Origin of the sequence: Colwellia echini (assembly GCF_002843355.2) — a bacterium.
GTDB classification, from domain to species: domain Bacteria; phylum Pseudomonadota; class Gammaproteobacteria; order Enterobacterales; family Alteromonadaceae; genus Colwellia; species Colwellia echini.
Map to the genome: position 1 here is coordinate 151,005 of NZ_PJAI02000006.1, position 23,488 is coordinate 174,492.

Genomic DNA, 23,488 nt, shown 5'->3' on the forward strand with positions numbered 1-23,488 from the left:
TATGAAGGAATAAGTGGCCTTTGAGTGCTATTTTCTATCTATTAGTTTTAGCTTAGAAGGTGGATCACCTTAAAAGCCATTACCGCTAAAAGTATGTGTTTGCCAGCTAGAGTCTCTTACTGTGCCGTTGTCATCTTGATAAGTATAAAAATACGAAATGACATCACTAGTAGATAAATTAGCTAAACTTCTCGTATTACTTTCACCTGTATTGGTCATGCGCAAGTTTTGTTGACCGCCATTATTAAGCACATAATGAACATCTGCCCAACCGCTTAGGTTAACAAAAAATTCAACGCTACTACTTGAATCTTCAACTAGTCCTAATACTTCAACAATAACTTCACAGCCATTTTCGTCTACGGTTACACCTTCCGTAGTATCTAAACATTGATCAACATCATCAAGCACGCCGTCGTTGTCTGTATCAACTACTACTTCACAGCCTGTTTCGTCTACTGTCGCGCCTGCTGTTGTTGAAAGACATTGGTCAACATCATCAAGTACACCATCGTTGTCATTGTCAATTGGTGTTACTTCAATAAGCTCAAGGTTAAGCCAGTTAATATTAAAGTTACCACTGTCTACCGTTAGCGTAATAGTATGTTCACCTGAGTCAACAGTGAAATCACCAAGCTCATGGGTTTCCCAACGCTGCCAAGCACTTGTTGCCACGGTATCTGTGTTGATTGTTTGTCCGTCAACTGAGATGGTATAAGTACCTGTTTTTCTCGATGCAACACGGGTTGATAACGCATAAGTGCCAGCACCTAATTCAAGAGTATAAGCAAGCATTTCACCGCTTGAAATCCAACCAACGTTATAGCCACCATTTGTGTCTGATGTTACTTGAATATCAACCGCATCAGTGCGATATTCGCCACCAAGGTTGGCTGAAGTAGTATCTGAAAAGTTAGTGTAATCTTCCGCTTGTATTAACTCGCTTTGTGCAACAATTAAAGTACAGCCTTGTTCATCAACTAATACACCTGTTGCGGTATCTGGACATAAATCATTGTCATCACTAACGCCATCATTGTCACTATCTACCACAGTAACAATTTCACAGCCGTTTGAATCAACTACAGCACCTGCAGGAGTGTTGGCACAATTATCTAAAATATCGTCAACTCCATCACCATCGGTGTCGGTAATAATGACTTCTCCACCACCAGTCCAAACAATGTCATCAATAGCCATTTCAAAAGGGCCTGACGGTAAATCACTGTCCATACTAGCAATGTAAAACATACCTTCTATTGCTTGTAAGGCAATTAATGTACCGCGCATATCTGCAACAGGGATTGTTGCTGTTGCCCATTCGCCATTACGCACTAAACCATAGGTTGTTGTATTAGCAGGAAAATCAAGCCAGTTTTGGTTGGTGTAGCTATCTTCAATACCTATTTTAAATGAAACATCAGCAGGTATTTTAATGTTAAAAGTTATCTCGCCATCATCAGCAAAATTACTCATGTCACGCACTTGGCGAGTGTTTATACCACCACCAAACCACTCGTTAGTGCCGGTGTAACTCCAGCTAATTGCATTATCACCTTCAATTGGCGCAATGGTGCCGTCAACAACAGTGCCGGTATTCCACACATAAATGTCTGAGGTTTGACCTGCTTCAAGTTTGTTATTTGTTGGCGTAGTGTCAGTAAATACACCAAAAGTTCCTGCTTCAGCAACTGTTTGATTACCAATAAATACTTCACCTTGACCGTCTAGCTCATAAACACGTACATAATCTATATACATTTTAGCGGGTGTTGTTGCCGTTACTTGGTCATTGGTAGCAGCGTCAGTGAAGTTACCACCAACGGCTAAGTTAAGTAGTAAAAAAAATGGTGCTTGAAATTCATCTGCATCGGCAGAAATGCCAAAAGGAGAATCGAACATATCGTATTCAACACCATTGTCTTCAACGGTAAAACGTATTTCAGTTTCGGTCCAATAAGTACGGTATGTAACAAAGCGATTGGTTAGGGGAGTTGATGAAAGATGCGCATTGTCGTTTTGCCATGCAACACTGGCTGCACAGGTTGGGTTACCGTCGCTACAAGCATCTTCAGTATAAAAAATAAGGTTTGAACCTACATAATTATTGATTTCTGCACCAGGAAAGCCAGCGTCTTCACGGGCTTGTGCGCTTTGTCCCATTTCCATCATGTCGATTTCGCCTTTGGCAGGCCAGCTTTGTGTAGAAGTACCTAACATCCAAGCGGCAGGCCATAAGCCAATACCAACATCAGGTATTTGTAAGCGCACTTCAATCATGCCGTATTGCACGGCTACTTTATCGCTACTTTCCACTTTGCCTGAAGTAAAAGCATAACCATTACTGGCTTCACTGCGAGCTTCTAATACTAATGCTTTATTACCTGTTTCGCCGGGAACATCATCAATATAAGTATTGCTTTCACCATACCATTGTAGCTCGGCATTACCCCAGCCACATAAACCTTGATCACAACCGTCACCAACATCAACATGCCAATTTTCAGTATTTAAGGTGTTAAAATTGTCTTCCCATAATAATTGTCCTACCTCAGCATTAACTTGAATGCTTGCTAAAAGTAGCGCACCAGTTAAAAAACTTAGTGGAGTTTTTATCTTTTTTGTTAATAACCATTGGCTAGTATTGCCGCTAAACTTCTTACTTAAATTTTTATTTCTCATGATGAAAATCTCTTATAATTTTTATTGTTTTACGAAACCTAATTCTCTAGTAACTCCCTAGCTTCCTCCTTGAATAGTGTTCATTTTATTTTGCTTTTTTAACGCTAAATTTTTACCGCTAAATAAGAATAGGGAGCAATAATCGAATTAAGCATGATGAAATATCTACTTTGCTGAAAAACAAGTCGTCACTCTTTTGTTGATTTAATGAAATACTTTGTTATTAAAGTGTGACCATGGTCTATGCTATTGTTTAAGATGGAAAAAATTAACTTATGGTTTTTGTAAAAAAATCACTTAAATAAAAAATTTAGAGAATAAAAAGTACAAAAAATAGAAGTGAACAAGTTGATAAATTTGCAGGCTGCGTTGAAAGGAAACAAAAATAAGACGTAATTTAGCCGAATAATCCGAAATTAAGTCATTAATTTGGCTTTGGTCTGGCTTTGGTCTGGCTTGGTCTGGCGCAGTTGGACGAGGCATTATATTTTTTGAAAGTGTAAACAAAAAGACTGATATAACTTACGTAAGAGTCATATCAGTCTTTAACTTGAAAACATTTTTGTAGTGGTCAGTCATAACTTAGGTATAACTTAGGTTTAACTTAGTTATGACTCAGAAAAGAGCCGTTAACTATATAAATCCGTCACATAAGTTTGTGCAACATCACGCCATAGGAATCTGGCCTTATGTGCTTTGCTACAAATATCTTTCCATTTTGTCTTTTTTTGTTTCTTCAGTTCAATGGCCGATTTAAAACAGCTGAGCATATTTTCAGCTTGCTCAATGGGCGTGTCACCGGTAAAAGTAAAACCATTAGTTTTATCAATAATGGTGTCACTTAAACCGCCAACGCTATGGGCTAAACAAGGTTGTCCTGCGCGCATTGATAACATTTGGCTAATACCGCAAGGTTCAAATGAACTTGGCATTAAGAATAAGTCGCCAGAGCAGTATATACTTTCAGATAAAGCTTCTGAGTAGCCTTTAAGGAAGATAAAATTATTGTTGTTAGATGATACGTGAGCTAAAAACTCTTCTAATTTTTTATCACCGCTACCTAGCAATATAAATACACCGTCGTCAGCTAATTGCGCTAGTAAGTGTTCTAATGCGCTTTCACCATTAGGCATTAGTTGCTGAAATAGTTTAACTTTTTGATCGGTAATTCGACCCACTGACGTTAATACTAAAGGTTGTTGCGCTGATTTACCTGATTCTGATAGAAATGCCTTTTTTTCACTTAATTGTTTTAAGCGCGTTAACGCAATTAAGTGGGCGCTATCAATTAACGGTTTGTCTGAAATCCATTTAAGGATCTCTGTTTCAGACAAGGTAATTAATTCAGCTAAACTAAGGCGATTACTAAGACGAGAATCGCCTTTATCAGAATACTCACAGCCATTTAAAATACCATGTAATCTGCCAGTGCTTTTTGCGTTACGTAAATCCGCTTCTAAACCTTCACCGCCAACATAACCGTGCTCAGGATCACTGGGTAATAATATTTCTTTAACATAATTTGGCGAAACAGCATGTACCTTATCTGACAAGTTAATGCCTGCGCGCATTGGGTTATAGCAATGCGGGTAACGAGGATCGTTAATTTGATTATGGTTAAAAGGTAAATAGGGAAACCATGCTTTAAATGATGATTCGTCGCCATCAAGTGGTCTGATACCTTGCAATGATAAATTATGAATGGTGTAAACCGTTTTAATCGATTGTAATTGCTTATATTCAGGATCATAGGCGCGCAATACCGATAGCATAGCGGTGTGCCAGTCATGTAAATGTAAAACATCAATTTTACCAAAAACATCACTAATTATTGCTTTAGCAACAGCGGCACTGAATAACGCGAATTTAGTAGCATCTTTGGCAAAAGGTCTGTCATTGGGATCATCGCAGTAAATGGCGCCAACACCACCAATAGCAAACATTGGGTGTTCAATGACCCATTGCGTCACATTGTCTTGCGGGTTTGCTACCGTAATTTTGAAAATATCAACCGTTTGTAATTGGCCTGCAAAGACGACTTCTAACGAGGTAATATGTTGCGCTGCAGCGAGTTTAGAGAAACTCCCATAGCTAGGAATAACAACATCGACCACTTGACCAATTTTAGCTAAAGCAATAGGTATGTCGCGAACAACATCGCCAATTCCGCCTACTTTACCACGCGGTAATGCATCATTTTCTGCTGCAGCCATTAATATTTTCATTGTTTACCTTATTTTTTGAGGGGCGTTCTTCATCAAACACTTTCTGAATATTTCTACTTATTTGTAAAAAGGTACACATATCAGTTAGCTTTAACCGATATGTGTAATTGTTGGATGTGATTCTTAGGTAATTACGTCTGGCTTTTCTCTGCCTGTGAAGCTTTTAATACCAGCAACCGCTTCTGCTACGGTAATTAACTCGCTAAGCGCTTGTTGTGTTTCTTGGGCTAACAACTCAGGGTTTTGTTGGTAAGTATCTAAGTACACTCTTAATGTTGCGCCTTGAGTACCTGTTCCTGAAAGTCTGAATACAATACGACCGCCATTGGTTAAATAAATTCTAACGCCTTGTGCGGTAGTTTTACTGTTATCAACGGGATCAATATATTCAAAATCATCAGCTGATTCTATTGTCGCGCCTGCAATAACTTGACCCGCTAAGGTAGGTATCTTAGCTTTTAATTGGCTGATCATGTCTTTTGCTGCAGCGCTGTCTACCGCTTCATAATCATGACGGGTAAAGTAATCTCGACCATATTGTGCCCAGTGATTCATAACTATTTCACTTACAGGCTGTTTTTTAACGGCGATAAGGTTTAACCAAAAGAGTACTGCCCACAAACCATCTTTTTCTCTTACATGGCTAGAGCCTGTACCAAAGCTTTCTTCACCACAGAGTGTGATTTTTCCAGCGTCTAATAAGTTACCGAAAAATTTCCAGCCTGTAGGTGTTTCATAACAAGGAATATTCATGGCTTTTGCTACGCGATCAACTGCACGGCTAGTTGGCATTGAGCGGGCAACACCTGCAATGCCATCGGCATAAGCGGGTATTAGATGCGCATTAGCTGTTAATAACGCTAAACTGTCACACGGGTTAATAAAAAAGTTTTTACCTAAAACCATGTTGCGATCGCCATCACCGTCTGATGCGGCGCCAAAATCTAACGGATCGTCACCATAAAGTAAGTCAACAAGTTCATGTGCATGAACTAGGTTTGGATCGGGATGACCGCCACCAAAATCAGTTAAGGGTATGCTATTAATTACGGTGCCTTTTGGAGCGCCTAATCTATTTTCAATAATTTCTTTAGCGTAAGGACCGTTTACCGCATGCATAGCGTCGAAACATAAACGGAAATCACCACTGGAAACTAGCGCTTTCATTGCATCAAAATCAAACATGGACTCCATTAAGTCGGCGTAATCACTCACAGGGTCAATAATATCAATTTGGCATTGGTCTAATTGTATTGTTGCTAGCTGATCTAATTCTATATCAGCAGAATCAAATTTTAGGTAATTCTCTATCGACAGTGTTTCTTCAAATATAGCGTCGGTTAGTTTCTCTGGCGCTGGACCACCATTTTCGGCATTAAATTTAATGCCAAAATCTTCATCTGGGCCACCTGGATTATGACTTGCAGATAAAATGATACCACCGCATGCTTGATTTTTTCTGATCACACAAGAAGCCGCTGGTGTTGATAAAATACCACCTTGACCAACTAAAATATGCGAAAAACCATTAGCAACGGCCATTCGAATAATTACTTGGATCGCTTCACGATTGAAATAACGACCATCACCACCGAGTACTAATTTTTTGCCTTGGCAAGGCGAAATGGTATTAAATACGGCTTGAACAAAATTCTCTAAATAACCCACTTGTTGAAATTGAGTGACTTTTTTTCTTAAGCCAGAAGTACCCGGCTTTTGATCAATAAATGCGCGAGTCTTATATTTTTTAGGTTGATTTGTTTTTTCTGTTGTCATTACTTTATCCTTGATAAATCGGTAATTATTTTAATCCAATATATTTGTAGTTTACGTATCTTAACTGTATTCACTTATTAATTTTGCTGTAATTCAAAAATCATCGTTGCTAATGGCGGTATAGCTAAGGTAACTGTATGCGTTTGACCTTGGGATGCCACAGGTTGAGAGTTTACCCCGCCACCATTCCCAACATTACTACCACCATAAATACTACTGTCAGTATTTAAACATTCGCGGTAATAGCCAGCCTGAGGTACGCCAACGGTATAATTTTCATAACTTGTTGGCGTAAGGTTTACTACCACTAAAGCGGGAGCTGTGCCTTTTTTACCTTTTCTTAAATAAATTAAAATTGATTGTTGATTGTTTTGTGAATCAACCCACTCAAAACCATTACCGTCGCAATCTAATTCATGTAAGGCTGGAATATTTCTATAAGCATGGTTAAGATCTCTAACCAGTGATTGTACGCCTTTATGGCTGTCGTGCTCAAGTAAATGCCAATCTAAACTTTGATCATGATTCCATTCATCGCGCTGTGCAAATTCACAGCCCATAAACATCAGTTTTTTACCCGGATGGGTCCACATAAAACCATAATAGGCACGTAAATTGGCAAATTTTTGCCAATCGTCACCAGGCATTTTGTTAAGTAATGAACCTTTGCCGTGTACCACTTCATCGTGACTTAATGGCAAAACAAAGTTTTCACTAAAACTGTAGACTAAGCTAAAAGTCATTTCGTTATGATGATGTTGACGGTAGATAGGATCTCGTTCCATGTATTTTAATGAGTCGTTCATCCAGCCCATATTCCATTTAAAACCGAAACCTAAGCCACCGCTGTCTACCGGTTTAGATACACCCGGCCAAGCAGTTGATTCTTCGGCGATCATCATTACGCCCGGATTTTTTAAATAAGCGCGAGTATTTACTTGTTGTAATAAGGCGATAGCTTCTAAGTTTTCACGACCGCCGTGAATATTAGGTAACCATTCTCCAGCTTCTCTGCTGTAATCTAAATAAAGCATTGAAGCAACGGCATCAACGCGTAATCCGTCGATATGAAATTGATCTAGCCAGTAATTAGCATTACTGATTAAGTAACTTTTTACTTCAGCACGACCGTAGTTATAAATTAGCGTTTGCCAGTCAGGATGGAAACCTTGACGTAGATCTGCATGTTCATAAATACACGAGCCATCAAATTTACCCGTACCGTGTTCGTCGGTTGGAAAATGTCCAGGTACCCAATCTAGCAATAAACCGATGCCTGCGTTATGGCAACAATCTACAAAGTATTTAAAGTCTTCCGCGCTACCAAAACGCGCGGTAGGCGCAAAAAGCCCAATAGGTTGATAACCCCATGAGCCATCAAACGGGTATTCACTTACCGGCATTAATTGCAGGTGAGTAAAGCCCAGATCAACCACATAAGGAATTAATTGCTCGGCTAGTTCTCGATAGGTTAAGTATGCAGGTGAATATTGGGCTTGTGAGTTACGTTTCCACGAGCCTAGATGTACTTCATAAATTGATATAGCGCCATTGTAGGGATTTGATGTCGTCGCGCGTTCATTCATCCATTGCGTATCTTGCCATTGGTAATTACTGTTTTGAATAACCTTAGAAGCCGTGTCTGGCGCTAATTGCATTGATAAAGCATAAGGGTCTGCTTTTAATGGTTGAATATGATCGTGTTTATCGGCTATTTCATATTTATAACTTGCACCAGCGGAAATATTAGGGAGGAATATTTCCCAAACGCCAGAAGCGGGATGTTTGCGCATGACGTGGTGTCGACCGTCCCAGTAATTAAAATCACCAACCACAGAAACACGATTAGCATCAGGCGCCCAAACAACAAAGTGAGTACCTTTTACATTATCTACTTCTTTTTCGTGCGCGCCCATCCATCGATAAGCTTGTTCGTGAGTACCTTCACAAAAAAGATAAAGGTCATCGTTACTAATAAGGGAAGGGTAGCGATAAGGATCGTCTATAGTAATAGTTTCACTTTCATAAGAAACACGTAAACGGTAGTCAAAGCTATTGCGTCGTTTGCCCAATTTTCCTTCAAAAAGTCCAGCTTGATCAACAAGGCTAAGCGCAGCCACTAATTTATTAGTTTTCGTATCGATCACTTCAACACTTTGCGCATGTGGTAAAAATGCTCGGACAATTAAACCGCTCGTTGTAGGATGCTGATGTATGCCTAATACGGCAAAAATATCTTGGTGTTTAACATTAACGATTGCTGCGACTTCTGCGTTATCTAACAAACTTTTTGCTAGGTTATCCATTATTTTTTCCTAGGTACCATTAAATTTAAGGCTTTGTAATATCAATCAATTATATAAAAACTCACTAGATAGAAATTGAAAATAACTACATAGAAATTAGCTGTTATAAATAATTGATATGAATGTGGGTAATTTGAGGTAATTAACTATTACCTCTTTTATAGTACCCACTTCGTTAGTTGTGTATTAGCTACGATTTGTTTTTTAGGGCTAGTGCATCAATCATCGAGCTTGTAACTAGTACCACACCTTTATCTGTAACTCTAAAGCCGTTTGCTCTGTCGTCGTCATTGTTTATACCAATCTTCATGTTTTCAGGGATAACACAACCGCGATCGATAATAGTTTTTTTAATGTGACAACCACGTTTAACAACTGCGTCAGGTAAAATAACTGACTCGTCAATTTCACAGTAAGAATTAATTCTTACCTTAGAGAATAATAATGATCGTCTTACCGTTGAGCCAGAAACTACTACACCACCAGATACGGTTGAATCAATTGCTATGCCGCGACGAGTGTCTTGGTCAAATACAAATTTAGCCGGCGCGTTTTGTTCTTGAAAAGTCCAAATTGGCCAGTTTTCATCGTACATATTAAGCTGTGGCTCAGGTGCCACTAACTCCATATTCGCTTCCCAGAACGAATCTAAAGTACCAACATCTCGCCAATATGGTTGTTTATCTTCATCAGGATCTTTAAATGGGAAGGCAAAAACGCGATGCGATTCAATTATCTTTGGAATAATATCATTACCAAAATCACCACTAGAGCTGGTATGGGCGGCATCTTTTTCTAATTGCTCAAATAAAAACTCAGTATTAAAAACATAATTTCCCATTGACGCTAATGTTTTTCCTGGCTTACCTGGGATCTCAGAAGGATTAGCAGGTTTTTCATCAAATCGACAAACACGATGGCTTTCATCAACGGTCATCACTCCAAATGCGCCAGCGGCTTCCTCAACGGGTACTTCGATACAACAAACCGTCATATCAGCTTCGTTAGCAACATGCTTGGCAAGTAATGGTCCGTAATCCATACGATATACATGGTCACCAGATAAAATCATTACGTACTTTGGTAACTCATGTCTGATAATGTCAATATTCTGAAATACTGCGTCGGCAGTACCTAAATACCAACCTTCACCTTTTTGCTGAGAGGCAGGCAGTATTTCGATTGACTCACCAAGTTCCTTTTTGAAGTGTCCCCACCCACGGTTAACATGACGAATAAGAGAGTGCGATTTATATTGTGTGGCAATACCAATACGTCGAATACCCGAGTTAATACAGTTAGATAACGGAAAATCAATGATTCTAAACTTCCCCCCAAAAAAGGTAGCGGGTTTGGCACGTTTATCGGTTAATTCAAAAAGACGAGATCCCCTACCTCCTGCTAATACTAAAGCATAGGTTTCTTTCGTTAAATTACTTATTCTGCGTTCTTCGTAACTGCTCATAGCGCTTCCTTTTTTAAATCCTTTACTGGAGGTAATATATTGTATGTTTTTATTTTCTTGTTTCACTTGTTTATATTTTATTGCTATTTATTGCTATTTATTGGTTTTTATCCTTAAACCTTAACTCAAATTTTCCAAATTTCATCACGATACTGGCTAATGGTATTGTCACTTGAAAACACGCCACTGGCGGCGGTATTTAAAATGCTAATTTTGGTCCATAGCGTTTGGTCTTGATAAATATTATCCACTTCTCTTTGCGCTTTTAGGTAGCTATCAAAGTCATGTGCGGTTAACCACATATCTTGTGGATCACGAATAGTTTTTATAATTGAGTCAAAAATACCAGGTTCAAATAAATTAAAGTGCCCACTTTCAAGTAAGTGCATTACAGCAGTTAATGTTTTAGAGTTGGCAATAATATCGTTGGGTTGGTAGTTTTCACGAATGGTCGATATTTCATGTGCTTGTGCGCCAAATAAGAAAAAGTTTTTAGCGCCAACAGCGTCTCTAATTTCAATGTTAGCACCGTCTAATGTGCCTATGGTTAGTGCACCGTTCATCATGAATTTCATGTTACCTGTGCCTGAGGCTTCTTTACCTGCAGTAGATATTTGCTCGGATAAGTCTGTGGCAGGGCAAATAACTTCCATCGCCGAAACATTGTAATTAGGAATAAAAGCAACCTTGAGAAACGGCGCTGCTTTGGGATCTAAGTTAATGGTATCAGCAACGTTATTTATGAGTTTAATAATTTGTTTTGCCATCACATAACCGGGGGCCGCTTTACCGCCAATTAATACACAACGCGGGGTAATATTTGCAGTATCACCTTTACGAATACGATCATATAAACTAATAACATGTAATATGTTGAGTAATTGACGTTTGTATTCATGAATGCGTTTTACTTGTACGTCAAACATCATATTTATGTCAAATTTAACGCCCGTTGTTCGTTCAACAAGATCAGCTAATACTTGTTTGTTTGCTTTTTTACTGGTTTGCCATTGTTGCTGGAATGCTTTGTCTTCTGCAAATTTTTTAATTTGGGCAATATCTGCGAAATCGGCAACCCAGCTTTTACCTATTTTGCTAGTGATAATCTCGCTTAGGCTAGTGTTGCAATGTGATAACCAACGACGTGGAGTTACACCATTGGTTTTATTATTGAATTTTTCAGGCCATAACTGATAAAAATTGTTAAACAATCCCGCTTTTAATAACTCGGTATGTAAGGCGGCAACGCCATTTACTGAAAAGCTACCGACAATAGCAAGGTGTGCCATTCTTATTTGTGGTCCATGACCTTCTTCAATAATTGAAAGATCTTGTTGTTTTTGACAATCGCCAGGCCAAGCAACGGCAACTTGACGAAGAAAGCGTGCATTAATTTCATAAATAATTTCTAAAATACGCGGCAGTAACTTTTCAAATAATCTTACTGGCCATCTTTCTAATGCTTCTGGCAATAATGTATGGTTAGTATAAGCCATGGTTTGCGTGGTGATATTCCATGCAGCATCCCACGACATGTGATAATCATCCATTAAAAGTCGCATCAATTCTGCAACGGCAATACTTGGGTGAGTATCATTTAATTGAAAGGCATTTAACTCCACAAATTTATCAAAACTATTACCGTGAGTTTCGAGATAGCCATTAATGGTATCTTGTAGTGAAGCTGAGCTTAAAAAGTACTGTTGACGTAAGCGCAGTTCTTTACCGTTTTCGCTGCTGTCATTGGGATACAATACCATGGTAATTTGTTCGGCAAGGTTCTTTCGGGCTACTGATTCAGTATAACTACCAGCGTTAAATTCTTCTAAATTAAACTCGTCAGTTGCCTCAGATTTCCATAATCTTAAGGTATTAACTATGCCATTTTGGTAGCCAGGAATAGGCATGTCGTAAGGTACGGCTAAAACATCTTGGGTATTATTCCATTGTCGATATTGCTCGCCATTACGTTTATTAATAACGTCAACTCTACCAAAGAACTTAACGCGTACTGTTTTTTCTGGTGCGGCTATTTCCCATGGATTGCCATGGCGAAGCCAGTTGTCAGGGTGTTCAATTTGGTTACCATTTTTAATTTGTTGATTAAACATGCCGTATTCGTAACGAATACCGTAACCAATAACCGATAAGGCTAAGCTGGCACAACTATCTAAAAAACAAGCGGCTAACCGGCCTAAGCCGCCATTGCCTAATCCTGCGTCATGCTCTGATTGTTCAACGTCTTCTAATGCACAGCAATAACCTTGCAACGCATCACGAACTGTTTCGTTTAAATCCAAATTTAATACGGCGTTGTTAAGAGCCCTGCCCATTAAGAACTCTAATGAAATATAAGCAACTCTACGTTGACTACCGCGTGATTCACGAGTTTTTCGCCATTGTGCAACTAATCGGTCACGAATTGTGATTGCTAGTGCGTTATAAAGATATATATGAGATTCCTGTACTTTGTCTCGACCTAATGAAAAATGAAAATGTCGTGCTAGATCTTCTGCGAAGGTATGCTCATTCATTAAAACACTGTTATCAGAGGTAGTAATTTCGCAGAAATCTTTATCTTTATTTATCAAGCGGAATGTCCTGTTTTGCTGTTATCTATTTGTTATAGATTTTGTTATTAATATACTTAAACTTTACTTTAGCGCTTATTTATACACTGTCACTGAGCAACACTATAGTTGAAAATGGCATAATGGTAATAATACGCTCGGCAGGTATATTACGTACCTCTTCGTGTTCAGTATCCGTTGATGTGTCAACCATTACTTGCCAATGATTTATGTTAGTTATTTCAGGTAATTGAAATTCAATTATTTCTTCACCGGCATGAAATATACATAATAACATTGGCGTATTTGGCATTTTTTCTTCGAGTAAATAACCCAAGGTTGCACCGTGATGCGAATGCCATTGATCTTTTTGCATTTCAAAGCCTGACGGGTGAAACCAAGTAATATCTACCGTTGATTTTTTATCTTCTTTATGGATAAAACGATCATGACTCAACATAGGCAGTTTCTTGCGTAGAGCAGTTAAACTAGCTGTAAATAATTTGAGCTCGTGTGCATATAATGCGTTTTCATCCCAGCTTAACCAATTTAATTCATTGTCTTGGCAATAAGCATTATTGTTACCTTTTTGGCTGCGTCCTATTTCATCACCAGCGAGGAGCATAGGTACGCCTTGAGAAAGCATTAAGGTGGCTAACATGTTTTTTATTTGGCGCAAACGTACGGCTAAAATAACGGCGTCGGTGGTTTCACCTTCTACTCCGTAATTGCGGGCAAAATTATCTGAATGGCCATCTCGGTTATTTTCGCCATTGGCTTCATTATGACGCTCTTGATAACTAACTAAGTCATACAAGGTGTTGCCATCATGACTGGTTAAAAAGTTAATGCTAGCAAAAGGCTGACGTCCGCTGTGTTCAAAAATATCACTTGAGCCGTGAATTCTTCGAGCAAACTCAGGTAATAAACCTTTATCGCCTCGCCAATAACGGCGCATAGTATCTCTGTATCTATCATTCCATTCAGACCAAGGCGATGGAAAACCGCCGAGTTGATAACCGCCAGGACCAATATCCCAAGGCTCAGCAATGAGTTTTACACTATTAAGAATAGGGTCTTGTAAAATAGCGTCTAAGAAACCATTACTTTTATCAAAGCCTTGTACTTCTCGGCCTAATATAGTGGCTAAATCAAATCTAAAACCATCAACCCCCATTACTTGAACCCAGTAACGTAAACTGTCCATTACCATTTGCATTACGCGAGGGTGACTAATATTTATGGTGTTACCACAACCTGTATCATTAATATAATATCGAGGCTCAGAAGGGTTTAAGCGATAGTAAGAGCTGTTGTCTATACCTCTAAAACTGAGGGTTGGACCTAAACGATTACCCTCACAAGTATGGTTGTATACCACGTCAATGATCACTTCAAAACCAGCTTGATGAAGTTCATCAACCATGCGCTGAAAATCACTGATTTGGTTTTGGTTTAAGTAGTCTTGATGAGGCACGAAAAATGATAGAGTATTGTAACCCCAATAATTAGTGAGCTTTTTATCAGTTAAAAAGGCCTCAGAAATAAATTGCTGTACCGGTAATAATTCAATAGTTGTAATACCAATAGCACGATAATGGGCAATCATTTCTGGGTGACTTAAACCTAGAAAAGAGCCACGTAATTGCGCTGGTACTTTTGGGTTAAGTTCGGTTAAGCCTTTTACATGACCTTCATAAATAACGGTGTTTTGCCAAGGGATTGGATTGCGTGGCATAACAGGTGCAGAAGGATCTGTGACCACAGCCTTTAGCATAATATCGGCATTGTCTCGTGCATCGAAAGAGAGATCTTGTTTTGGGTCGTGCACATTGTAAGCAAAATGGCGTTCGTTCCAGGAAAACTTGCCTGTTAGTACTTTTGCATAAGGGTCGAGTAATAGTTTATGGTGATTAAAACGATGGCCGTATTCAGGACTATAAGGTCCATACACTCGGTAACCATATACTAAGCCTGCTTTAGCGCCTTTAAGGGAGCCATGCCAAATATTATGTTCACACTGCGGTAAGGCAATACGTTCTAATTCTTGATAACCTTGCTCGTCAAAAATACATAACTCAATTTTTTCAGCGTTTGCTGAAAATATAGAAAAATTAACTGCTGAATCAGTAACGGTTGCGCCTAGCGGATAAGCCTTTCCAGGCTCCATTTTATATTGATTCATGTTTCTCCAGTAACGTAAAGTTGATGATTTTTGCTTAGCATTATCCGCTAGTATTCACGCAGAATATCACCTTGCTGAAAGCTATCTAACCTAGTTCGGGATAATTAAGGTTTTTAGCATTTTGTTTATCCCAAACTCAAGTTATCTATAAAAACACTTTTATACCTTTTATACAAAGTAAAACAATAAAAAGTAAACTGCAATTAAAGAATTATCTTTTTGTTTTTATTAATGAAAAAAGTATTTTAAATTTTGGCCGTACGAAACCCATTAACTAACCGTTTGCACATTTATAATGTAATCAATACATTAAGAAACTCATAAAACAGCATGTTAAGCTAGTATTTCGCCGGCGTAGTTTAAGCTCATGATTTAGCTTTTAACTTATTTTCAGATAATATTTATGGTGTTGTTTGCACAACACTGTTTTCGCTACCAAATTCATTAGGTAAATATTGATCTGCTTTATCATCATTTTCCCACTCAGAGTTATTTAAAAGGTAGCGAAAATGAAAAGCTTCACCTTTGGGTAATCTAACTTTGGTTTTAAAAGTCTGCGTTTTTTTATTGTATTTCATTTCGACAGCTTGCCAGTCATTAAAATCAGCAACGAGAGCTGCGTTTGTGACATCGCCGCGGTTAAATTCAAAAGTTACTTCAGCTTCATCTTTTGTCTTAAAAAACTTTTTTGTTAGCATTGTTACTCTCCATTAAGCAGGTACTAATAAATTACACAACCGTTGCTTGTTTTTAGTGCGCTTTGTTTAATTAAGCACCAGTAATGTGCATCTTTGATGTAATAATCACCGATTTATATGTCGGTATTATGAAAAGAGCATAAATCGAGCCGAATATAATAAAGTACTAGCATTTTGTTAAAAGAATCATCAAAGTAGTGTTAATATTTTCTTGGTAGTTTCGGTAATAAATTCGGATGTGTGTTGACTTAGCAATTGAAGAATTTAACTTTGTGATAACTTAATTTTATAATCGATAGGGAATTAAAATGGATCTGATTGGGCAATTAGCCGATATCGTGGGTTTTCATCCAAGTTATACTGGTACCTTTGGCGATAAGGTTTTTGCAACCGATGAAGCTAAACAGGCACTACTAGAAGCAATGGGATTCGAATTAGATGAACAATCATTAATTGAATCAATTGCTTATTTAAATCAAAGACGGTGGACTACTATATTGCCAGTAGTTTATATAGCTAAACTCGAAGAGCAACAACATGCTATTACCGTCAGTTTACCTAACATTGAAGGCTTAGTACTTCATTGGCAGATAACAGTTGAAGAAACGAATGAAGTCATCAATAGTTGCTCTGATAAATCATTATTAACAGGCACGGTTAAGGTGAGTGATTTAGCTATTATTGCCGAGAAAACTATTGGCGAAATACGCTACTGTCAGTACCTGTTAAATTTACCGACACTTTTTCAAGGTTATCATCAATTAACCGTAAAATATTCTCAAGATGATGTTAACGCAAGTCATTCTTTCGAAGAACAATCAGCCCGTTGTCCACTAATTTACGCACCTAAAACTTGTTATTCAGCACAAGATGCCTCAGCCAACAAAATGTGGGGTTACACAGCACAATTATATTCATTACGTAGTAACGATAATTGGGGGATGGGAGATTTTGGCGATTTAAGCAAGCTTGTTGATATTTCAGCACAGCAGCAGGCCGCAACTATTGGTTTAAACCCGCTGCATCCGCTTTATGTTAATAACCCATCTCACCGTAGTCCTTATTCCCCATCAACGCGTTGTTTTATCAACCCTATTTATATAGATGTTACTCAAATAGCTAATTTTGAACATTGTCAGTTGGCGCAGCAACAATATAATAGTACGGCATTTCAGCATAGCCTTGCTGAGGCTAAAGGTGCTACCTTGGTAGATTACCCAAAGGTAGCAAAACTTAAATACCAAATAGTCGAATTATTATTTGCAGACTTTTGTTTAAATGTTACTGACTGCTGGGAAAAAAGTGTTAATAAAGCTGACACTTATGCAGAAAAAATCAGTCACGCAAAAAATAGTGTGCATTTAGCTAAAAGTACTGATGAGCAAAACTTATACCGCTGTATGGCTGAAAACTTTGAGGCTTTTAAAGCTGAGCAAGGTAATGATTTACAACAGTTTGCCACTTTTGATGCCTTGTACGAGCATTTTCAAGTAAATAATGATAATTCATTTGGTTGGCAAGATTGGCCACTCGACTTTCAAAATCCCCTCAGCGAAGCGGTACGTGAATTTCAATTAACTCACGCCACACGTATTGATTACTTTTGTTTTTTACAATGGATTGCCGCGCAACAATTATCGGCTATTAAAAAGCAAACTGGTGAGCAAAATATGGCAATAGGGCTTTATCTTGATTTAGCCGTTGGCTGTGATGGCTCAGGTTTTGATGTCTGGTCTGATCAAGCTGTTTATGTAGCGGGAGCGTCAATTGGTGCGCCACCTGATGATATGAACGCCCTTGGGCAAAACTGGGGGTTAACGCCAATTAACCCTGTAGCATTACAAGAGCAAGGTTATCAACCTCTGGTTAAAGCACTGCGCAGTAGCATGCAATATGCAGGCGCTTTACGTATTGATCATATTTTAGGTTTAATGCGTCAATATTGGGTAGCCCCAGGTATGGGAGCCGATGAAGGTGTTTACATTAGTTTTCCGTGGGATGATATTTTACGCATCATTGCGTTAGAATCTCGTCGTAATAACTGTGTAGTTATTGGAGAAGATTTAGGTAACGTACCTGACGGTTTTAGTGAAACCATTCAAAATGCAGGCTTGTTATCATTCAAAGTATTATTTTTTGAACGCTGGGATTCTGGTTTATTTAAACGCCCCGATAACTTCCCAGAGCAATCTATTGTTACCATTGCTACTCATGATACCGCAACCCTAACCGGTTGGTGGCAAGGACGAGATTTAGAATGGCGTGAGCAACTTGATCTTTATCCTAATGAAACCGCAGGGCAAGCAGACCGAGATTCGCGAGTAGGGGAGCGTAAAAACCTGATTGCGGCGTTAAATGATTTACATGTTATTGATATGAATAAAGCGCCACAGTTAATTCCCGCGGTGATGAATACTGAATTAAGTATGGCTGTGCAAAAGTATTTAGCGATGTCGCCAAGCCATTTACAGCTTATTCCGATAGAAGATATGTTAGAAATCGCCGAGCAAGTGAATATTCCAGGTACTATTGACGAGCATCCTAATTGGTTGCAAAAATTACCTGTGTTGTTAGAAGACTTTTGGCAAACCGATTCAATGACAGATATTGTTAACGCAATAAATGCTATTAGACCTAAGTAAATATTATTTACCTAGTATTTTTATTAAGTAACCTGAGCTCTGGTTAAGTAGTTAGCGGGTTATTCATTAACCCGCTAATAGCGTACAATACTGAAAAAACGTAACAAATATTAACGTAACAAACATTGAAAATGAAAAATCAATCTAATAGTAACTTACTTAATCGCAATATACTGAATTCAAAAGCAAACTCACTCATCATTCTCGATTTCGAAACCACTGGATTATCACCAGACAATGGCGATAGAGCGATAGAAATAGGCGCAGTAAAACTTGAAAATGGCGTAGTAACCGATCGTTTTCAAGAGTTAATGTATCCGGGAAAACGGGTGAGTTCTTTTATTGAAGATTACACTGGCATCACTAATGCCATGTTAAGCACAGCCGCGCCATGTCATGAAGTAATGGCGCGTTTTAGTGACTTTATTCAAGGGCAAAACTTAGTTGCTCACAATGCCTCGTTTGATAAACGCTTTTTAGACAATGAGCTTAGGCGTATATCATCAAGCTACGACGGCCAATTCGCTTGTTCTGTATTACTGTCTCGCCGTATCAACCAAAATGCACCTAGCCATAGTTTATCAAACCTGATTCGATATAAAGGTATTCCTTCAACGGGCGGTTTTCATAGGGCGTTATTTGATGCTGAAATGACAGCTAAAGTATGGACAGCCATGCTAGATGATATTACTGAAAAAACAGGACTTGAAGAAGTACCGTTTGCGTTAATACAAAAGTTAACTAAAACAACTAAAGCTAATGTTGCTAAGGTTTTAGCTAATTATTAATTTCTATTTTTCCGGTACGAGTCCAATAGAAAAATTACCAACCTGATATCACCTCTATTTATAAAACTGAGCTAAATGTCTAATAAAAGGTCACTTTAAGTTGATGTTTAGCTAAGTATTTTGCAAACTGCGACAATTGGTCACAGGTGTTTTTCGTCAATATTTTTTATAATAGCGAGATTATAAATTTATGTTTAACGTAAAACCCAACGAACTACTTACCGTAATGGAACTTAACCCATGCTTAATAAACTTACCTTAGCGATAAAAACAGTGTCACCAGTAAAAATGGCAACAATTGCTTTAGCAACAATGATGCTTGTTACTGGTTGTGATTCAGATAGTTTGAGCGAAATAGCAAAAGAAATAGAAGACGAAATAAAAGGAAACACTCCTTTTACCCTTAATTTTGCCGCCAAAAGTGCAGGTGATTTGGTCGTTTGTAATAGTGTTTATGATAACTTTGGTAGTGCAGATGACGGCTTAAATTCAATCTCAATTAGCGATTTACGTTTTTATATTAGTAACGTGAAGTTTTATGATGCAGACAACAAAGAGCTTACGATTGAGTTAGACGACAACGATTTTCAACGCAATAGCGATCAAGGTTTTGTTGGCTTAGTTGATTTAACGAGTAATACATCAGGAGCTTGTGCTGATGAAGCCTTAGGTGGAACAGAGCGCACTAATGCCAGTATTAGCGGTACGTTAATCGCGGCTACCTTAGCTGATGGCACTGCAGCTAAAGTTAGTTTTGATGTGGGTGTTCCACAAGCAGTAATGAAAGATGTTATTGCCACTAACAGCCAAGAAGATGCACCAACGCCATTAAATGAAATGTATTGGTCTTGGGCAAGTGGTTACCGTCATTTAGTAATGAACTTTACCATTGAAAATTCTGCTGAAGAAGCCGGTAAAGGTTTAGTACATATTGGTAGCCGTAACTGCGGCGGCGATGGTTTACTTGCCTTAGAAGAGAAAGATAGTTGTGATGAAGTGAACACACCTACAGTTAGCTTTACTAACTTTGATCTAGCTAACGATACTATTGTTCTTGATATTGATGAGTTATTGAAAAATGTGCAATTTTCTGCATCAGGAGGCGATGAAGTAGTACCAACGGTAGCGTGTCATTCAAGCCCTATGCAAGCAGATTGTGCCGCTATTTTTGAAAATATTGGTTTAGATATTACTGACGGTACTGCAGATGCAGATACCAATAGTGTATTTACGAAAGAGTAAATAAGCGGCTTACTTTTTGTTAATACTTTAGTAAAGTAATTAGTAAAGAAATTCGCAAAAAACTCGTAAAGCAGCTCATAAAGCAAAGAGTAATAAATGTTATTTAAACACAAAGCTTGGTTACCATTAACCAAGCTTTTTAATGTAAAAAGCAGCCAAAGTGTTAGCGGTTTATCAGCACCTTCATTGGTTGCGATATCTTTATCGATGCTTGTTACTGGTTGTGATATTTCTTCAACGACAACCATAGTATCAACAGAAAGCGAACAATATTTACGTACCTTGTTAGCGTTGCCTGATCACATGCCAATCCCTGCTATTCCAGAATTTAATCCACTAACTCAAGAAAAAATCACCCTCGGACGCTTTTTGTTTTACGACACGCAATTGTCGGCTAATCAAACTCAGTCGTGTGCTTCATGTCATTTTCAAATTGATGCTTTTTCAGATGCGCTTGAAACGCCAACAGGTTCAACGGGGCATGTGTTAGCGCGTAATAGCCAAGGGTTAAGTAACGTTGCATATAATGCATCTTTTACATGGAGCAACGACACATTTTTGGAACTCGAAGATCAATTGAATGTACCGATTAGAGCGGATGATCCTATTGAATTAGGGGTAACGGATAGTGAACTTGCAACCGTGTTAAGTCGCTTTGAAACCGATGAGCAATATCAACAAATGTTTCAAGCAGCTTTCCCTGGGAGTGATACTGGGGTTAGCATGAATAAAATTATTTTTGCACTCGCCAGTTTTGTTCGCACCATGGTCAGCGCTAACAGTGCTTACGATGACTATGTTGTAGGAGATAAAAGCGCATTAACGGATCAACAAAAACAAGGTTTTAGTTTATTTAACGGCGAGAAGTTTGAATGTTTTCACTGTCATACAGGGATTAACTTTACGGTTTCTTATCGTGATGAAAACTCAAGTAGTGACTCGCTGTTATTTCCATTTTTTAACAATGGCTTATACAACGTAAATAATGATGGAAGTTACCCTGAAACAGATCAAGGCTTATTCGACTTATCGTCAGATCCCGCAGACAAAGGTAAATTTAGGCCGCCGTCACTACGTAATATCGGCTTAACTGCACCTTACATGCATGACGGTAGTATTGGCACATTGCGCGAAGTGGTTGAACATTACGCCCGCGGTGGAACCTTAACCCCATCAGGAATTAACGAAGGTGACGGTAAAAACAACCCGTATAAATCAGCATTAATTACTGGCTTTACCGCAACCGACGAAGAGATTGATGCGGTAGTCGCTTTTTTAGAATCACTTAACGATTATGACTTTATCAATAATGAAAAATTCTCAAATCCTCATCAGGGAAATTAATGCCGATGCTTGTTAATCTTATTAAAACGGTAACTTTTATTAACTCTTTAAATCTAAGCAAGTTGAACAAGGTAATAAAATACAGTGGATTAGCGCTTTTATTCTCAACGGTTCTACAACCTGTAATCGCCCATCAACCAGTGTCTTTACTTGATGAAACCTCGCTCAAAGCATTAGCCGCATTAACCTATCGTAATAATCAAATAGTGCCTAATGGTGAAATATGGCAACCCAATGGTTTTTTAATAGGTGGTGAAGCTATACCTGCAGAAAAAGGCGCAAGTTTAGACGACATTCAGTTGCAGGGATATTTAAACATAAACCACGATTATTACGTTGCCGCTAAATTAAGTGGTCATAGTCATGATGGTGAAAGTAATGTTGAATTAGAAAATTTTTGGATGGGCACAGAGTTTTATTTGGCCGAGCAACGCTTTCAATTTGAAGGCGGAAAAATGACCACAGACGTGACCGAAACGCTGAATTATCATGCTGCTACGGGAATATTTAGCCAATCACCATTATCAGCAGAAGTTTTATTTGGCGGACACTTTAACGATATTGGTTTGCGTTTAGCGCTAATTGACTCGATGGACGAGCAACTAATTAGTGACGTTAGTAATACAGGTTATAAGTTAGGCATTGAAGTGTTTAACGGTGACAACTTTCCAGCTAGCGAAGGTGAGGGAACTGTTTCGTTATTCAGTCATGTTAATTATCAATATCAAAATTTTAGTACCACCGCTAAGTTGTGGTTGATGTACAGTGGAGCTGAGAATAGGGTAGATGATCGTTATAGTGAAGGCCATAACCATGGCGTAACTGTGATTGATGAAACCTACTTTACCGGTGATACCTTCAACACAGGTGTTTATTTAGATGCCACTTATGATTATCAAGCATGGCGCTTTGGCACTGAATTTGAGTGGATTCAAGCGCAAGTTGATGGCCAAGTGTTTACCACTACGCAAAGCGCTAATATGGAATCAAGGTATGATGCTTATCGCTTATTAGCTTCGGTGCAAAGAGATTTACATAGTATTTATGTTGAGTATGAAATATTAACTGCACAAAATAAGTTTAGCCAAACAACCGAATTGTTTATCGACAGTATTGGTTTGAATAATAATGGTTTTGAGCCAAATCGATTTAGCGTAGCTTGGCTTTATGCATTTCACCCTGACTTTAATCTACGAACTGAGTGGATGAGAGACGAAAGTAATAACCCGTCAGACGTTAATGACGTATTTAGCATCGGCATACAATGGCAATACGATATTCTTTAAATACTATATTTTAACGGAATCTTAGTGCTGAAGAAGTTGCAAAATTTTTTGCATTTTTATTAATTTGGATTGGTATAACCATACCTAATGGTATTCTTGATTCATTTTTTGTCGCGGTGGCGACGACACCAAAAGGGATGCTGCCTCCGGCATCCCTTTTGACTCCCTCGGAGCTGCTGCTCAAGTGTGATCCTACACTCAAAGTCATAACTTCGAAGTAACAGCGATGAATGGGCATCCATGCCCTGCATCGCTTTGTTCATCATCCATGATGAACAT

Annotated in this window: 13 protein-coding genes; 5 read left to right on the forward strand and 8 right to left on the reverse strand. The window is 38.4% G+C overall.

Going from position 1 to position 23,488, the window contains the following annotated elements; translation table 11 throughout:
- Positions 1-69: 69 nt before the first annotated feature.
- The 8 genes from CWS31_RS07535 to CWS31_RS07570 all read right to left on the reverse strand — a co-directional run bounded on the left by CWS31_RS07535 (position 70) and on the right by CWS31_RS07570 (position 15,907).
- Positions 70-2,682, reverse strand: a complete 2,613-nt coding sequence (locus CWS31_RS07535; protein ID WP_101345528.1) for a carbohydrate-binding domain-containing protein — start codon at positions 2,680-2,682, stop codon at positions 70-72.
- Between the two features lie 629 nt (positions 2,683-3,311).
- Positions 3,312-4,907 (reverse strand): glycogen synthase, encoded by a 1,596-nt coding sequence (locus tag CWS31_RS07540; protein ID WP_101345529.1) that lies wholly within the window; start codon positions 4,905-4,907, stop codon positions 3,312-3,314.
- 123 nt (positions 4,908-5,030) lie between these two features.
- Positions 5,031-6,683: an alpha-D-glucose phosphate-specific phosphoglucomutase gene (locus CWS31_RS07545; protein WP_101345530.1), complete on the reverse strand. Its 1,653-nt coding sequence runs from the start codon at positions 6,681-6,683 to the stop codon at positions 5,031-5,033.
- Between the two features lie 77 nt (positions 6,684-6,760).
- Positions 6,761-8,989 (reverse strand): 1,4-alpha-glucan branching protein GlgB, encoded by a 2,229-nt coding sequence (glgB, locus tag CWS31_RS07550; RefSeq protein WP_101345531.1) that lies wholly within the window; start codon positions 8,987-8,989, stop codon positions 6,761-6,763.
- Between the two features lie 190 nt (positions 8,990-9,179).
- Positions 9,180-10,454, reverse strand: coding sequence for a glucose-1-phosphate adenylyltransferase (gene glgC / locus CWS31_RS07555; protein WP_101345532.1), 1,275 nt, complete (start codon positions 10,452-10,454; stop codon positions 9,180-9,182).
- Between the two features lie 125 nt (positions 10,455-10,579).
- Complete coding sequence (locus CWS31_RS07560; RefSeq protein ID WP_425457516.1) at positions 10,580-13,045, reverse strand: glycogen/starch/alpha-glucan phosphorylase; 2,466 nt, start codon at positions 13,043-13,045, stop codon at positions 10,580-10,582.
- A 79-nt stretch (positions 13,046-13,124) separates the two neighbouring features.
- Positions 13,125-15,209 (reverse strand): glycogen debranching protein GlgX, encoded by a 2,085-nt coding sequence (glgX, locus tag CWS31_RS07565; protein ID WP_101345533.1) that lies wholly within the window; start codon positions 15,207-15,209, stop codon positions 13,125-13,127.
- A gap of 401 nt (positions 15,210-15,610) precedes the next feature.
- The gene (locus CWS31_RS07570) at positions 15,611-15,907 is read right to left on the reverse strand and encodes an isoamylase early set domain-containing protein (RefSeq protein WP_101345534.1); all 297 of its coding nucleotides are present in this window, start codon (positions 15,905-15,907) and stop codon (positions 15,611-15,613) included.
- Positions 15,908-16,215: 308 nt separating this feature from the next.
- On the opposite strand from CWS31_RS07570, the gene malQ reads away from it, so the two are divergent.
- The 5 genes from malQ (at position 16,216) to CWS31_RS07595 (ending at position 23,209) form a co-directional block, all read left to right on the forward strand.
- Positions 16,216-18,549, forward strand: a complete 2,334-nt coding sequence (gene malQ / locus CWS31_RS07575; RefSeq protein WP_101345535.1) for a 4-alpha-glucanotransferase — start codon at positions 16,216-16,218, stop codon at positions 18,547-18,549.
- A 131-nt stretch (positions 18,550-18,680) separates the two neighbouring features.
- Positions 18,681-19,337, forward strand: a complete 657-nt coding sequence (locus tag CWS31_RS07580) for a 3'-5' exonuclease (protein WP_246143423.1) — start codon at positions 18,681-18,683, stop codon at positions 19,335-19,337.
- 240 nt (positions 19,338-19,577) lie between these two features.
- Complete coding sequence (locus tag CWS31_RS07585) at positions 19,578-20,579, forward strand: MbnP family copper-binding protein (RefSeq protein WP_101345536.1); 1,002 nt, start codon at positions 19,578-19,580, stop codon at positions 20,577-20,579.
- 96 nt (positions 20,580-20,675) lie between these two features.
- Positions 20,676-21,923 carry an MbnH family di-heme enzyme gene (locus tag CWS31_RS07590; protein WP_246143425.1) on the forward strand — a complete coding sequence of 416 codons (1,248 nt, stop codon included), beginning with the start codon at positions 20,676-20,678 and terminating at the stop codon, positions 21,921-21,923.
- A complete protein-coding gene (locus CWS31_RS07595) occupies positions 21,923-23,209 on the forward strand; it encodes a hypothetical protein (RefSeq protein WP_101345537.1) in 1,287 nt (428 codons plus the stop codon). The genes CWS31_RS07590 and CWS31_RS07595 overlap by 1 nt, the downstream gene beginning before the upstream one ends.
- Positions 23,210-23,488 lie beyond the last annotated feature (279 nt).